The 15,656-nt window shown below is 58.2% G+C and carries 12 protein-coding genes and 1 rRNA gene; 11 read left to right on the top strand and 2 right to left on the bottom strand.

The features are described from left to right. Positions 1-22 precede the first annotated feature (22 nt). Positions 23-988 carry a LysR family transcriptional regulator gene (locus tag N5D61_RS24065; protein WP_279894438.1) on the bottom strand — a complete coding sequence of 322 codons (966 nt, stop codon included), beginning with the start codon at positions 986-988 and terminating at the stop codon, positions 23-25. Between the two features lie 394 nt (positions 989-1,382). Here N5D61_RS24065 and N5D61_RS24060 point away from each other — a divergent pair, with 394 nt between their 5' ends. The 11 genes from N5D61_RS24060 (at position 1,383) to N5D61_RS24010 (ending at position 15,329) form a co-directional block, all read left to right on the top strand. Next, the gene (locus tag N5D61_RS24060) at positions 1,383-2,261 is read left to right on the top strand and encodes an amino acid ABC transporter permease (protein WP_279894437.1); all 879 of its coding nucleotides are present in this window, start codon (positions 1,383-1,385) and stop codon (positions 2,259-2,261) included. Between the two features lie 35 nt (positions 2,262-2,296). Then, positions 2,297-3,061 (top strand): amino acid ABC transporter ATP-binding protein, encoded by a 765-nt coding sequence (locus N5D61_RS24055; RefSeq protein ID WP_108237794.1) that lies wholly within the window; start codon positions 2,297-2,299, stop codon positions 3,059-3,061. A 22-nt stretch (positions 3,062-3,083) separates the two neighbouring features. Next, a complete protein-coding gene (locus tag N5D61_RS24050) occupies positions 3,084-3,905 on the top strand; it encodes an ABC transporter substrate-binding protein (RefSeq protein WP_108237570.1) in 822 nt (273 codons plus the stop codon). 167 nt (positions 3,906-4,072) lie between these two features. Beyond that, complete coding sequence (locus N5D61_RS24045; protein WP_279894436.1) at positions 4,073-5,257, top strand: MFS transporter; 1,185 nt, start codon at positions 4,073-4,075, stop codon at positions 5,255-5,257. A 213-nt stretch (positions 5,258-5,470) separates the two neighbouring features. Further along, positions 5,471-6,475 carry an aldo/keto reductase gene (locus N5D61_RS24040; protein WP_279894435.1) on the top strand — a complete coding sequence of 335 codons (1,005 nt, stop codon included), beginning with the start codon at positions 5,471-5,473 and terminating at the stop codon, positions 6,473-6,475. 721 nt (positions 6,476-7,196) lie between these two features. Then, positions 7,197-7,940, top strand: coding sequence for a GntR family transcriptional regulator (locus N5D61_RS24035; protein ID WP_108237793.1), 744 nt, complete (start codon positions 7,197-7,199; stop codon positions 7,938-7,940). 174 nt (positions 7,941-8,114) lie between these two features. Further along, positions 8,115-8,870, top strand: a complete 756-nt coding sequence (locus N5D61_RS24030; RefSeq protein WP_108237792.1) for an alpha/beta fold hydrolase — start codon at positions 8,115-8,117, stop codon at positions 8,868-8,870. A 717-nt stretch (positions 8,871-9,587) separates the two neighbouring features. Next, positions 9,588-10,364, top strand: a complete 777-nt coding sequence (locus N5D61_RS24025) for a DUF3050 domain-containing protein (protein ID WP_279894434.1) — start codon at positions 9,588-9,590, stop codon at positions 10,362-10,364. Positions 10,365-10,413: 49 nt separating this feature from the next. After that, positions 10,414-11,358 (top strand): diiron oxygenase, encoded by a 945-nt coding sequence (locus N5D61_RS24020; RefSeq protein WP_279894433.1) that lies wholly within the window; start codon positions 10,414-10,416, stop codon positions 11,356-11,358. Continuing rightward, a complete protein-coding gene (locus tag N5D61_RS24015) occupies positions 11,355-14,807 on the top strand; it encodes a thioester reductase domain-containing protein (protein WP_279894432.1) in 3,453 nt (1,150 codons plus the stop codon). The genes N5D61_RS24020 and N5D61_RS24015 overlap by 4 nt, the downstream gene beginning before the upstream one ends. A 33-nt stretch (positions 14,808-14,840) precedes the next feature. Then, complete coding sequence (locus N5D61_RS24010) at positions 14,841-15,329, top strand: SRPBCC family protein (protein ID WP_279894431.1); 489 nt, start codon at positions 14,841-14,843, stop codon at positions 15,327-15,329. A gap of 126 nt (positions 15,330-15,455) precedes the next feature. On the opposite strand, the gene rrf is transcribed toward N5D61_RS24010, so the two are convergent. Beyond that, positions 15,456-15,571: ribosomal RNA gene (gene rrf, locus N5D61_RS24005) — 5S ribosomal RNA — on the bottom strand. Positions 15,572-15,656: the final 85 nt, after the last annotated feature.

The following is a 15,656-nucleotide window of genomic DNA, read 5'->3' as shown; positions in this document are numbered from 1 at the left end:
GGCCGAACGACCCGATCAATCGTCAAGCTCCGCGCTTCAAATCCACGCCGAGCGCCCGTGCGAACGCCTTGACCAACGGGCTGCGCGGCGCGTTCTGGCGCACGATGAGGTGGAACGGTGTGCTCAGGTGGATCATGTCAGGACGCAATGCACGCAGTTGGCCATCGCGCACCAATGAGCGGGCGTAATGCTCAGGCAAAAAACCGATGAAGCGGCCTGTGAGGATCAGGATGGCCACGGCTTCGACTTGCGAGGCAGAGGCGGACTGGCTGTCGTAATTGACGAAACTGGCCTTGTCGCGATGAATCGCATACCGGTGGTTGATGACTTGATGTTGGCGCAAGCAGTCGACACTCAACGCACTGCCATCCAGTGAAAACAATGGATGGCCGACCGCACAGTAAGCGTGGGAGCGTTCGTCATACAGCTCGAAATAGTCGAACTCTTCACGACGCTGATACACGGGAATGACCCCCGCGTTCAGCCTGCCCTCGGCTACACCCCGCTCTATCTCATCGAGTTGCGAAGCCAGCAGACGCAATCTGACCTTGGGGGCGTCATCGTGCATTGTTCTGAGGGCCGCAATTAACGGCGAACTTTGATCGGACACAGTGCTGTCGATTACACCAATACTCAGGTCGCCGATCAGCTCATGTTGCGCCGAACTAATGCGGTCGCGAAAAGTATCCACCGACGCAAATAATTCGATCGAAGCCTGATAGACAAGTTTGCCTTCTTCGGTCAGGTGAAAGCCTTCCCGCCCCCGCGTACACAGACGCATGCCGATGCGAATCTCAAGGTCGGAAATTTGCTTGCTGATTGCGGCAAGGCCCACGTTCAGCTCGTTTTGCGCGGCGCTGAAGCCTCCGGCCTCGACGACGGCCTGGAAGACGCGCAGCAGTTTGAAGTCCATTCCGCTGAGCGACAAGGGTGGGCGGATTCCCGGCTTGGGGGGCACGTTTCCAGAAGTGGAAAGTGGAGTTTCCATAATGCTTATTTACCTCGCCCGTTACATTCAACAGGCTTTGACCCACAACAAAAACATGCCCGATCAACAATGATGAACATAGAAAATGGCGATTGGCAACCATTTGCACCACGCCCTGATCAATGACGCCATTGTTGATTTCAGCCAATAAAACCTGACACTTCGATCAGGACCTCAAGGCTCGATAAGCGATGTTCGACAGGCATTCTCGCGCAGCTGTATGCCGCGCAGGTTCACCAGATGCCCGTCGTTCTAGAGCGGAGCGTAATGTTTGACTGCCCTCACTCTCAGCGAACTCCCAGCCTCGAATGCGTGCCCGAACACTCACCGAATGGCCTGACGATCACACGCTGAAATCGAACACCACGGCCTGTATACGCTTCGGAGATACACCATGAATCAGAACCCGGCAGAGCACCTGCAAGCCGAACGCAAAAAGGCCGAAAACGAGTTCGACATCACGCGGTACGAACACGTCCCGCGTCGCTATTACGGGCGCATTTTCTTCGCCACCCTCATCGTCATCGCGTTGGCTGGCTTGGCCCGCGCCTTCGCCAACGGTCAGATCGAGTGGGAATACATCGGTCAATTCCTGACATCGCAAGCGATTCTGTGGGGCTTGGTAAACACCATCGTCATGTCGATCCTGGCAATGGCGCTGGGGGTGGTGTTCGGTGTGATCACTGCCATCATGCGCATGTCGGCCAACCCGATCCTGCGCTCTGTGGCGATCACCTACACGTGGCTGTTCCGCGGCACGCCACTGATTCTGCAACTGCTGCTGTGGTTCAACCTGGCGTTGATCTTCCCGGTCATTGGCGTTCCCGGCCTGTTCGAACTCGATACGGTGAGCGTGATGACGCCCTTCGTCGCGGCCTTGCTGGGCTTGAGCATCAACCAGGGCGCTTACACGGCCGAAGTGGTACGCGCCGGCCTGCTGTCGGTGGACACCGGCCAATACGAAGCGGCCAAATCCATTGGCATGCCGCGCTTGCAGGCATTGCGTCGGGTGATCCTGCCCCAGGCCATGCGCGTGATCATCCCGCCAGTGGGCAACGAGTTCATCGGCATGGTGAAGATGACCAGCCTCGCCAGCGTCATCCAGTACTCCGAATTGCTGCACAACGCTCAAAACATCTACTACGCCAACGCCCGGGTCATGGAGCTGCTGATCGTCGCCGGTATCTGGTACCTGGCGGTGGTCACGGTGCTGTCGTTCGGCCAAAGCCGACTGGAGCGTCGTTTCGCTCGCGGTGCCGGCAAGCGTTCGTAAATCAGGCCTTGGAGTTGCGCATGAACAAAAGCCACATGAGAACCATCGTCAAAGCCGTGGGCCTGAACAAATATTACGATCAGTTCCACGCCCTGAAAGATGTCAGCATCGAGGTCGAACAAGGCGAAGTGCTGTGCATCATCGGCCCGTCGGGTTCGGGCAAGAGCACTTTGCTGCGGTGTGTGAACCAGTTGGAAAAGATCGACAAGGGCGGCCTTTGGGTCGATGGCGAATTGGTGGGTTACCGCGTCGTCGGCAACAAATTGCACGAACTGACCGATGTGCAGATCGCACGCCAGCGGCTAAGCACTGGCATGGTCTTTCAGCGTTTCAACCTGTTTCCCCACATGACGGCCCTGCAGAACGTGATCGAGGGGCCCATTCAGGTGCTCAAGCGCTCCCCTAAGGAAGCTAACGAAGAAGCCCTTGAGTTATTGGCCCGCGTGGGTCTGGCGGACAAACGCGATGCCTATCCCGTCGAACTTTCCGGTGGCCAGCAGCAGCGCGTGGCAATCGCTCGCGCGCTGGCAATGCGGCCCAAGCTGATGCTGTTCGACGAACCCACTTCTGCCCTTGATCCGGAGCTGGTGGGCGAAGTGTTGTCGGTGATGCGAGACCTCGCGCACAGCGGCATGACCATGATCGTTGTGACCCATGAACTGGGCTTCGCCCGGGAAGTGTCCAACCGCATGGTGTTCATGGACGCAGGCCAGATTGTGGAGGCCGGTAGCCCCGAAGACATACTAATAAGCCCACAAAACCCAAGAACCCAAAGCTTCATTTCTGCCGTTCGCACCTAAACCAGAACAAACGAGAACGACCATGAAAAAATTGATCCTCCCCGCGCTGCTCGCTGGCCTGATGACGTCGCCACTGGTGTTTGCCGACTTGCCCGCCAGCATCAAGGAAAAAGGCGAAATCACCGCAGCGATCGTCCCTAACTATCCGCCGATGGATTTCAAAGACACCAGCACCAACACCCTGACCGGCTTCGATGTCGACTTGGGTAGTGCCTTGGCCGAACGCCTGGGCGTGAAAATCAAATGGCAGGAAACGGCCTTCGAACAAATGGTCAGCGGCTTGGTCACCAAACGCTTCGATATCATTCTCTCGGGCATGACCGACACCGCCGAGCGCCAGAAGTCGGTGACCTTCATCGACTATTTCACCAGCGGTCCTCAGTTGTACACCCTGACCAAGAACACCGAGCTCAATCAATTGACCGACGTGTGCGGCAAGAAAGTCGGCACCAGCCGCCGTACCACGTGGCCGGCTGAAATCACCGCGTGGAGCAAGGAGCACTGTGAAGCGGCAGGCAAACCCGCCATTGTCGTAAGCGGTACCGAGGGTTCTGCCGACGCACGCGCGCAGCTGCGTCAGGGGCGTCTGGACGCGGCGATGCAAGGCAGCGAAACGATTCCGTACCTGATGTCGCAAGAAAAAGACACCTACAAGCCGATCGGGCAGGCGATTTCCAAGCAGTTCACTGGGCTGGGCGTGAGCAAATCCAGCCCCGAGCTGGCCAAGGCCATCGCTGATGCATTGCAGGCGATGATCGACGACGGCACCTACGGCAAAATCCTGAAGAAATGGGAACTTGAGCAAGGCGCCGTGAGCAAGGCCGAGATGAATCAGGGCAAGTAAATCAGCCGCGCAAACCCTCATGGATGATGTGGCAATGCGGCCACCTGTAGGAGCGCGCTTGCCCGCGAGACGTTTTGTCAGACGCCACAAATGACAGAGGCAAATCGCATTCGCGGGCAAGCGCGCTCCTACAGGGTTTAGCGCCGAGCACAAGATTAAGGACAACAATGGCCACTTATTCTCTCGTCATTCGTCGGCTGATGGTCTGCTCGCTCACTATCGTCATGAGCCGAGCGATGACCAGCCCCCTCCTGACGCTATTTCTGAGCACGAAGCTGGGGCTTGACCAACAGGATGTCGGGCTGTTGATGGGCATCGCCGTGTTTCTCGCGACGCTGCTGGGGTTATACGGCGGCTACGTCATCGACCGTCTGGAAAAGCGCAAACTGCTCATCCTGGCGATGCTTTCCAGTTCGATTGGCTTCGCATTGCTGACATTCGCTCAAAACCTTTACCTGACGACGCTCACGCTGGTGATCACTGAAACCGCATCGGCGCTGTTCTTGATCGGGTCCAAAGCGATCATCAGCGAAAACCTGCCCATCGGTCAGCGCGCCAAAGTCTTTTCGCTGCGCTACACCCTGACCAACATCGGCTACGCCACCGGTCCGATGCTGGGCGTGGTGATCGCCGGGCAGTTGCCATTGGCGCCCTTCCTGATCGCCAGCGCTATCGCATTCGGCAGCATATTCCTGATGATCGGCATCCCGCCCACGGCGGCACGCCATGAGGACGCGCCGCGGAGTTTTTTCGATACCCTGACCACGCTCAAGGGCGACCGCATACTGATCCAGTTCACGGGCGGCAGCTTGCTTAGCACGATTGTGCACGGGCGGTACACGCTGTACCTCTCCCAGTTTTTGCTGGTCACTCACACGTCGGACCAGGCCTTGAAAATCCTCTCTGCGGTACTGGCCTGCAACGCAATCACCGTGATTGCGATGCAGTACCAGATCGGCCGCTTCCTCAAGCGTGAGCAATTGCCCTACTGGATCTGCGTGGGCACCGCGCTCTTCGCCATTGGTCTGCTTGGCTTCAGCGTTGCCGGGACGACCTTGGCGTGGTGTGCGGCCATGTTCGTATTCACCTTGGGCGAAATGATCATTTATCCCGCCGAGTATCTGTTCGTCGACACCATCGCTCCAGAGCACTTGCGCGGCAGCTATCTGGGCGCGCAGAACCTCGCAGCATTCGGCGGAGCCATGAGCCCGGTCATTTGCGGCTATTTGTTGATCAACACGCGCGCGCCAACGATGTTTTATGTGCTGGCGGGTCTGACCGCGATAGGTGGGACGTTGTGTTTCATGGCGGGGCGTCATGCCCGGCTCAGCAGCGCTGACGTCACGTTGTAGCTAGCGCTCTCGTCCGCCAGCGAGAAGCGTGTCATTGCTCAGCCAGCGATCACCTATGCGAAGGCCAGGCCATTTGTCACTTTTCAAAGCCTTCAAAAACAGGCGAGTATGTCCGGCCAAGAGTTGTCGGTCTGAAAGGCCTTTACGAGACCCCTTGCAAGCTTGCCGCAGACTGTCCTGATTTCCCCTTACCGACGAGAAGGATATCGAGCAATGAACTACCGCATTCTTGGCCAATCCGGCCTCAAGGTTTCGACGCTGACCCTGGGTTCGATGATGTTTGGCGTGCAGACCGGCACCGAAGAGTCGCTGCGCATTATCGACAAGGCCTGGGACGAAGGCGTGAATTTCATCGACACGGCCAACGTCTACAACGCCGGGCGCTCTGAAGAGATTGTCGGCGAGGCCATCGCCAGCCGCCGCAGTGAGTGGGTTCTGGCGACCAAGGTCGGCAGCAGCTCCGGCAATACGGCACCCAATACCAGCGGCCTGAATCGCAAACACATTTTCAACGAAATCGAGTCCAGCCTGCGTCGGCTCGACACTGATTACATCGACATCCATTACCTGCACAAGGAAGACCACAGTACTCCCTTGGAAGTGACCGTTTCCGCCATCGGCGACCTGATCCGCGAAGGCAAGATCCGCTACTGGGGTGTCTCCAACTTCCGGGGTTGGCGCATCGCCGAGGTGGTGAATGTGGCGCAGCGTCTGGGGGTCGACAAACCGGTCATCAGCCAGCCGTTGTACAACATCGTCAATCGTCAGGCCGAGCTGGAGCAGATCACCGCGGCGCGGTTCTACGGGCTGGGTGTCGTGCCCTACAGCCCTTTGGCTCGCGGTGTCCTCAGCGGCAAATACGCGCCCGACGTCACCCCGGATGCCAGCACCCGGGCCGGACGGCAGGACAAGCGCATTCTGGAAACCGAGTGGCGTACCGAATCGCTGCACATCGCGCAGAAACTCCAGCAGTACACACGGGAGAAAGGAGTGGGCCTGGTGGAGTTCGCCATTGCCTGGGTGCTGAACAATCAGGCCGTGACCTCGGCCATTGTCGGTCCGCGCACCGAGGAGCAATGGGACAGCTACACCAAAGCCTTGAGCGTGAAGATCACGGCCGAGGATGAGGCGTTCATCGACTCACTCGTGACACCGGGCCATGCGTCGACGCCAGGCTTCAACGATGTTCAGCATTTTGTGTCGGGACGGTACATCTAAAAGCTCAAAGCGTTGATGCCGGCCCGCGCAACGTGGGTTTCACACGAGCAGTGGAGTTCGCCGAAGAGATGAGAGCGGCGCGCGACGGTATGTCGCCGCGCCTGCCACCGGCCAGACTCAAGAGGATCAACACCCTTACGTCCTAGCGAATTCAGCCCGCCCCTCGACTAAGACGGTCTTCATCCACCGGTCACGCCCAAGGCGCTGGCTCGCCAAACGATCGCTGAAGCGCCCGCTGAACTGTTGCGACGCCAATGAGCACCTCAGTCCGGAGCTGGGTGGCCAATTCTTCCAGACGCTGTCGACCCGGCCGTTGAGGCTCCCCCTTAAAGTGACCACCCAGCAAACGCTGGCAGAGCATGCGCGCAAACTGATCAGACGAGGGCCGGGCGCCAAGACAGTCCTTCCAAGGGTTCGACGGGAGGTACTCGCTGACGAGGCGCCAACGGAGGAAAATAATGGCACCTGGCGATCATTGGCTTGCGAATCAATGACTTCAAACGTCCGCCTGTCCGAACATCGAAATGCCTGCTGAGGCGTCCGATTTCCGACGATTCGTATCGCCCAAAGGATAGAACACCCATGCACATGAACGCGGCAAAGCCTTGTAGAATGCGCACCGCCGCCACCGGACGAGAAATGTTTCACCGTTTGACAAGGCCGGATACGGCCTCTAGTGTTTCCTTGGATCCAATCTCCGATCAGCGAAGAAGAAGTCACGATGCGCAGAGCTGAAAAAGAACAATTTCTGCGGGAAATTCTCGGCAGCGAGCAACCGCCTGCGCATCTGGCACGCGGGGTTATCGAAGAGAAGCTGCGCGCCGCCATTCTTGACGGCCGTCTGCCGGCAGGCTTCGCCCTGCGCCAACAGGAATTGGCCACGATGTTCGGCGTCAGCCGCATGCCGGTGCGCGAAGCGTTGCGCCAATTGGAAGCTCAGTCTTTGCTTCGCGTAGAGACGCACAAAGGCGCCGTCGTTGCCCCGCTGATCAACGAAGACGCCACCGATGCCTACGCGCTGCGCATCCTGCTCGAATCCGAAGCCTTGCGGCAATCGATCCCACTGCTGACCGCCGAAGACATCCAGGCTGCCCGCGGCTACATCGAACAGCTCGAGGTCGAAACCGATTATTCGAAGATGGGCACGCTCAACCGCCTCTTCCACATGGCTCTGTATGGCCGTGCACCCAACAAGCGTCTGCTCAAACTGGTGGAAGATGGCTTGAACGAGGAGGAACGCTTCCTGCGGTTCAACCTCAAGCACATGGGGTTGGGTAAGTTGTCACAGCATGACCATCTGGAGTTGCTGCAAATGGCCGAGGCGGGGGATGTCGATTCGACGGTCAGTGCACTGACCCAGCACTTGAACCGTGGTGTGGCCGCTATCACCACGTATCTGAACAGCCGATCTGCGGATGCTGCAAAATCCGGCTCGGCATCGAGGAAGCGCGCTCTCATCCAATGAGGGCTTGTGGACCGTGAGCGCTACCGTTCACGGCCAACATTCGCGCCCCTGTCTACGGCCCTTGCGGGCCGGATGAGGCATGGGGTGATCGAGCATCGGATGTCGCGATGCCAGCGCCGAAGGACCCGGCCCCAAGTGATCAGCAGTCTGCCCGCGCAGGCTTGGGGAAACGTTGTGTACGCTGAAAGAAGCAAATGGCTGATGGTGGTCAATTCCGGACGACCTATCAGAACCCGCTTGATCTGCTTTCCCCACGCGGGGGCCGATCCCGAGCAATTCCGCGACTGGTCGGACGGCCTGGCGGATCATATCGAGCTGGTCACTTTGCGTTTGCCTGGCCATGGCAGCCGTCTCAAGGAAGCGCCCTACGATCAATGGGCACCTTTGCTGCACGACACTTTCCTTGCGCTGCAGCCCTACCTGACCGAACCCCATGCGTTCTACGGCCACAGCTTCGGAGGGCGAGTCGCCTACGAAATGGCCCGATTAGCGCAAGCTCATTATCCTGGAATGACCCGCCGCTTGTTCATCTCCGGCTGTCGCAGCCCCGACAGTCGCCAACCCTTGCCCTACCTGCACACACTTCCTAAAGATGATTTTATCCGGGCGCTCATCGCGCTCGGCGTTGCGCCAGAATCCATGCTTCATGACAAGAAGTTGATGCGCTTGTTCGAGCCTGTCATGCGCAGCGATCTGAAGCTCTCGGAGCTGTGGTCCCACTGCCCCGATGAAGGCCTCGATATTCCACTGACTGCCCTCTACGGCAGTGACGACCCGATCGACACCGCCCCCAGCATGATGAACTGGCGCGAGTTCACCCGTCGCGAATTCGAGCTGATCGAAGTGCGCGGCAATCATCATTTCCTCACCTCGCAACGTAATCGACTGCTGCACATCATCAACACGCACCTTGGCGTCCTTGACGTCTGACCCTGCCCCCTCCCTTAGGCCGTTCTGTTCCGGAAACGTACGTCACGCCCCTATGAAGCGCACCACCAGGTTTGTTTGTGCAGCGTTTCCCCTAACGTTCCCTACTGTGAAATCTGCCCGCCGCCGGGCGAACGACTGTGTTTCAGGCACACTCGGAGTGTGAGCTTGCCTGCAACAGGTTCCGCAGACGTCATTTCATGGAGCAGAGAAAGGAGCAACACACCGGGCGGAGGCGTAATGAGGGAAGTCCATCTACGTCGCCCATAAAAACTTCCAAGAGCGATTATTCGGTAAACGCGCAACGCTGAACGAGGCATTCGTTCATTATTATCAATTCCGACTCAATTGAGTTGGAAGGGTTGCGCTCGCACCAATAAAACTTCTGAGAAAAGTTTTAACGGGTTCATATGCGCGTCATTTTTCTGAACTTAAAAATAATAAAAAAGTGTTTGCCCGATCGTTAAGAAGTGCATTACCGTTTTCCCGTCGCCAGCCTGACGACATGACAGGCCTTTACTGGGCCTGCCGAAACCCCGCACCAGCCCGAGGGTGCGGACACTTTGTTGAACATGACCATTAACGAACGAACTGTTCGCCGCCTGCGCTCGCGCATTGGTTATGAAGACGTTGTTGCGACACTCTTGTTACGCAATAACGATTGGACCATTTGCCAGTAATCAGTGGCCGAACAGAAAGTTTGCACTTCAAGGACGTACTATGAACATTCAACAACAACTGCTCGCCCGACAATCCGAACTAAGCTCTCATCCGATCTTTATTGAAATCGAATCTCTGCATGTATTACGGCGGTTCATGGAAGCACACGTGTTTGCCGTGTGGGATTTCATGTCGCTGACCAAGCGGCTGCAGCAGGAGTTGACCTGCACCCGCTTGCCTTGGCTGCCACCCAACGACCCCAAGGCCGCGCGCCTGATCAACGAGATCGTCTTGGGGGAAGAGTCGGATGACCGCCTCGGCCACGGACACTACAGCCATTTCGAGCTGTATCTGGATGCTATGCGTGAAGTCGGCGCGAGCACTGCACGCATCGAGCGTTTTGTCGAACTGCAAAAAGAAGGGGTGCATTACGAAACCGCCCTGGAGCGGGCACAAGCCGGCAAGGCGGAAGCTCGATTCGTTCGCGACACCTTGAACATTGCACTCAATGCGCCTGCTCACAGCGTCGCCGCCGCCTTTCTGTATGGGCGAGAGAGCGTCATTCCGCGAATGTTCCAGCGGATCCTCGACGACTGGGGCATCAAGGACAACCAGGCCCCGACCTTTCGCTACTACTTGGAGCGACACATCGAGGTCGATTCAGAGGACCACGGGCCCGCCGCCGAAGCGCTGCTGGCACGCCTGGTCAACGGCGATCCACAGCGCGAGCAGCAAGTCTACGAGGCAGCCATCGCAGCCGTCGAAAGCCGCATCGCGCTCTGGGATGCCCTGCGCGTGAGCATGCGCCATCCGGTGCTCGGTGAAGTCAGCGCCTGACCGCGCTGCCGGTTCATCGCTTCTTTCTGTTTCCCACAAGGACGACATCATGAAAGCCGAAGATTACCTGTCCTTTGCCGATGCCTGGGAAGGCCGTGCGACGATTCGCACCCGACCACGCCGCATTGTCGAGAACGACACGAAACTCATCTATCCCCTCAGCCGTCAGCCACTGGTGCTGAGCGATACCTTTACCCGCGAATGCGCTCATCTGCGTGATTTCGCTCTCATCCAGAGCCTGTACAAGTTCATCAACGATGTAGTGATTTTCGAGACTGAGATCGTCGACAAGACCGCCCGCAGCATCGCCAAGGACAATTTTGCGATTCGTTTCCCCTTTGCCTGCCGCTATGACGCGATGACGGTGGTGGTCGACGAGGATTACCACGCCCTGGTGGCGATGGACTTCATGCAACAGACCATCGCCCTGACGGGTATTGAACCTGTTCACCTACCTTTGGAAATCGAACTGAGCCGCGCAATCCCGGCAGCGCTGGCGCTTGCACCCGATCACCTGCACAGCGCCGTCGAGCTGATCTGTGTGGCGATCGCCGAGAACACTGTGACCAACGATGTCGCTGCGTTCGCCAAGGACGACACCGTGAAGCAGTCGGTCAAGGGGCTGATGGCCGACCATCTGCTCGACGAGGGGCGGCATTCGGGCTTCTGGGCACGGCTGGTACGCATCTATTGGAGTGCGGCTCCCGAAGAAGACCGCCGAACCATCGCAGGCATCATGCCTGTGTTCATTGCGCAATATTTAACCAATGACATTCAGAAGGCCTTCGACTTTGCGCTGATTGAACACTTGGAGACTTCGGCGTCGGTGAAACAGGCGCTGCGGGATGAAGTGCAGGCGATGAGCTTCCCAATCAACCGACACCATCCGCTGGTGGCCAATATCGTGAGGTTCTTCAAGTCCAGCGCCATGCTCGATGCACCGTGTGTTCAGCAGGCACTTGCCGACTACCTGCCGGCAGGAGGCGTGCAATGAAACGCCTGGAGATTCTACTGATCGGCCACAGCCGGGCATTGCACGAATTGAGTGTCGAGCTCGATAGCCATGGCCACGGCATCCACACCTTGAAGGATGCGCAGGCACTGGACAGTTCGCCACTGCACGGCGTCTCGCTGCTCATAGAAGACGGCACGCTAGCGCTGACCAGCACCCGCCTGCAGTCTTTCAAGACCGCCATCCATTTGGGGCTGCGTGTTGGGTTGATGCCCGGCATGCGGCGTGGCTTGCCACAGGTTGAGCTGCTGTGCTGGTACGGTTCTGCGACTGCCCAACGTCTGGTCCTCCGTGAAACGCTTTCCGCCGAGCAGACCGGTAATGGCCGTCAGTTACGCGACAGCGCGGTGCTGACGCTCATCGACAGTGTGGCGCTGCACGTAGCCCGGCTTTCCCGTGACCCGGCGCATTTCTCCCCTACAGCAAAGGTCGAACCACCGCACAGCGAATGGCAGGACGGTTTGCACAAGCTCGACCGGTTGGCTTTCGAGCACCGCTTCAATGACACCGCTCATCCCCAATTATTGACCGTTGCGCAGCAATCACTGGTTGCACGGCTGGATCGCAGCTTCCAACAACACGGCGACCGCAGTGCGCTGGAAATCGACAGCGAGCGTATCAGCTACGACGCGTTGCGCGCTCATGCCGTGGCTATTCAACAGCGTATGGCACCGCTGTTGAATCAGGCGCAAAACGGTCCTCCGGTCATTGGCCTCTGCCTGGCGAAATCACCTGCCCTGTTTGCGGGGATCCTGGCGATACTGGGAGAAGGCGCGATCTACTTGCCGCTTGACCCCAGCCAGCCGCTGCAACGCCAGCAGTACATACTGGAAAACGCAAACGCGACATTGCTGCTGCATGACGGCCAGCACCCACTTGCGCAGTCCAGCGTGCCCGGGCTGAACATTACCGCGATCGACGCCAAGCCCACTGCCCGGTCGATAATGCGGCGGGAGCCCGCAACGGATGCTCCCTGCATGGCGCTTTACACCTCCGGCACCACGGGGCATCCCAAAGGCGTGATGCTCAGTCAGCGCAATCTCAGCCACTTCACGGCTTGGTATGCGGACTACGTCGGACTCGACGCGCACAGCCGGGTATTACAGTTCTCGACCCTAAGCTTTGACTCGTCAGTGATCGACATCTTCCCGACCCTGCTCACCGGGGCGCAGTTGGTGGTTGCGACTGAAGATCAACGACGCGACCCCCAGCAACTGGCGGAGCTGCTGGAGCAGAACGTCACCCATGCCTTCCTGCCGCCCGCGTTGCTGAGCATCCTGCCCCTGGACATGCCATCGACACTCCGACACCTGTGCACGGGCGGCGATGTCTGCGAGCCCTATGTGATCGAGCGCCTGGCCTCGCAATGCTCCTTCCACAACCTGTATGGACCGACCGAAGCCACGGTGCTGATCACGGCCGGGCAATTCCTCCCTGCAAGCAGCAATCGCAACCTCGGGCGCCCCATCGCCAACAGTCAGTTGCTGATTCTCGACGAACAGATGCAGCCCGCCGCCCAGAACACGCCAGGCGAGCTCTACATCGTCGGGCCTGGGGTGGGGCTGGGTTACATTGGCCTTCCCGAGTTGACCGCTGAGCGTTATGTGCACATCGACCTGGGCGACGGAGAAACATTACGCGCCTACCGCACTGGGGATATCGGCAAGTGGACAGACGCAGGCGTCGAACTATTGGGGCGTCGTGACAACCAAGTGAAAATTCGCGGCTTTCGGGTCGAACCGGAAGAAATCGAACACTGTTTGCGGGACAGCCAGCTGTACCGCCAGGTTGCTGTGGTAGTCGACGACCAACGGCGAATACTGGCCTTTCTCGCTCAACCTCATGGTGTCGAACCCGATGCTGCGAGGACGCTGCTCAGGGCGCACGTCGAGCGGCTACTGCCCGATTACATGCGCCCGGCAGCATACACTGAACTGACGGCGATGCCTTCTGCCTCGAACGGGAAGGTCGACCGAAAAGCGTTACTGCATTTGCCGATCAACCTGATCGAACAGGCGCCCCGTCGCCAACCCGAAACCGACAACGAACGCCTGCTGCTCCCGCTCTGGGCCGATCTGCTGGAGTTGCCTCCGGGTGATATTTCCACCGAAGAGAGCTTCTTCAACCTCGGGGGCCACTCGATCCTGCTGTCACAAATGCTGCTCGGCATTCGCGAGCGATTCGGGCGCAGCGTTCCGATCAACCGGTTCATCGAAGCGCCGACGCTTGCCAATCTCGGCACATTGCTCGACGCCGAAGGTATATCGCCGTGGACGATCAGCCCCCTAGCGATCAAAGACGCCACTGCGCCTCTCGATCTGCCCATATTGCCGGCCGGCAAGCTGGGAGACGTACACAAGGTGATTGTCACTGGCGCCAACGGTTTTCTCGGCGTGCACGTGGTCGAGGCACTTCTGGCCTGGGGCGCTACCGAGGTGGCGTGCCTGGTGCGCGAGGGCAACGGGCTTACGGCACAGGATCGCTTCATTGAATCGTTGCGTGAGAACCGCCTGGAACACTTGGACCTCAGCCGAGTGCGGGTTCACGCGGCCGACGTGACGCAACCTCAATTGGGTTTGAGGGATGAGGTGTACGAACGGCTTGATCGTGAATTCGGCGCTTTGGTGCACAACGCCGCCAACGTCAATCACGTGCAGGACTACGAGACCCTGGCCCAAGACAACGTCGCGCCCATTCTCGAGTGCTTACGTTTGTGCGAAGGACGCAGCAAAAAGGTCTTCAACTTCGTGTCGACCCTATCGGCCTCCAGTGCAGTAGGTGTGGATGGCAGCGTACTGGAAGCCCCTGCCGTCGAAACGCCGCCGATCTACATCAAGAACGGCTACAACCTGTCCAAGTGGGTCGCGGAGCGCTTGCTGCAAAAGGCACGTGAGCAAGGTGTGTGGGTCAACATCTATCGCCCCGGAAATATCGCCTTCAACAGCGTCACCGGGGTCTGCCAACCTCATAAAAATCGTCTGATGCTGATGCTCAAAGGCTCGATTCAGCTGGGACAGGTCCCTGATTTTTCGATGACCTTCGATCTCATGCCCGTCGACTTCCTCGCTCGCTTCATCGCGTTTCACAGCAGCCGTTACCAGCCAAGCCGCGCTGTGTTCAACCTGCATAACCCCGAACCGCTGAGTTGGAGCACCTACGTCGATGCCTTCCGCGAGGCTGGACGTGAGTTCGAGACGGTCAGCGTTGCGCACTGGCAAGCGCAGCTCAGTCGGGTCGACAGCGAAAATGCCTTGTTCGGCGTACTTGGTTTCTACCTCGACGGCTTCGACGAGGACATAGGTGACATCTCAATGATCGCCTACCAGAACGCCTTGGAGGGTGTGCAACGCATGGGCGAGCGCTATCCGCAGAAAACTCCCGAGCTGCTGCGCAAGGGCTGTGACTACCTCAAACAAATCGATTTCATCTGAACGCACCACCTCATGTACATCAAGGAGAACGAAATGAACGCACTCAATAGCTTTTCGAGCCTTAAGCCGGACACGCTGATCACCAATCCGATCGGCGATCCCGTCACGGCTTCCGTCACAGTCCCCGCCAAGGCTTCCGATGTCTGGAAAGTGGTCGGGGATTTTGGCGGGTTTGCCCAGTTTGTTCAGGCGCTGGAGAGCACTGACGTCATTGGGAATGGCGTAGGCTCGATCCGCCACAAGCGTTTCAAGGAAGGAGGTTTCGAGGTAGTCGAACAACTTAACTCTTGGGATGAGGAAGCACTTGCGATGACGTGGACCACCCTCTACAACAACCTGGGCGTCGGCAAGCTGTGGGCCTCGATGACGGTGACCCCTGTCTCCAACATCAGCAGCGTCGCTACGTGGACAATCATCGCCGAGCCCACGACAGACAACCCCATGAGTGCTGACGAATTCAGGGCGTTCTTGCAGGACTTTGCCGACGTCGCAATGAGCAACGTCCCAAAGCTATTTAGCTGATTGGCAAGTCGGCGGAACATGATGCCGAGCGATGTCATCGCCGTGCATTAACCCGCGTAGCTGATTGAAGTGCCTGAAACGACAAAAGCCCTGTCTGCGTCAGCAGACAGGGCTTTTGGATTTGAATCTTGACGATGACCTACTCTCACATGGGGAAACCCCACACTACCATCGGCGATGCATCGTTTCACTTCTGAGTTCGGGATGGGATCAGGTGGTTCCAATGCTCTATGGTCGTCAAGAAATTCTGTAGCTGATCCGTCACCAGGGACGTGCCAGCAAAATTCGATGACCTTCACTTAAAGACAAAACCCCGTCTGCTTTCGC

This window comes from Pseudomonas sp. GD03842, from assembly GCF_029841165.1.
Classification (GTDB): domain Bacteria; phylum Pseudomonadota; class Gammaproteobacteria; order Pseudomonadales; family Pseudomonadaceae; genus Aquipseudomonas.
The sequence above is the reverse complement of the archived record's forward strand: the minus strand, read 5'-3'. Positions and strand labels throughout refer to the sequence as shown.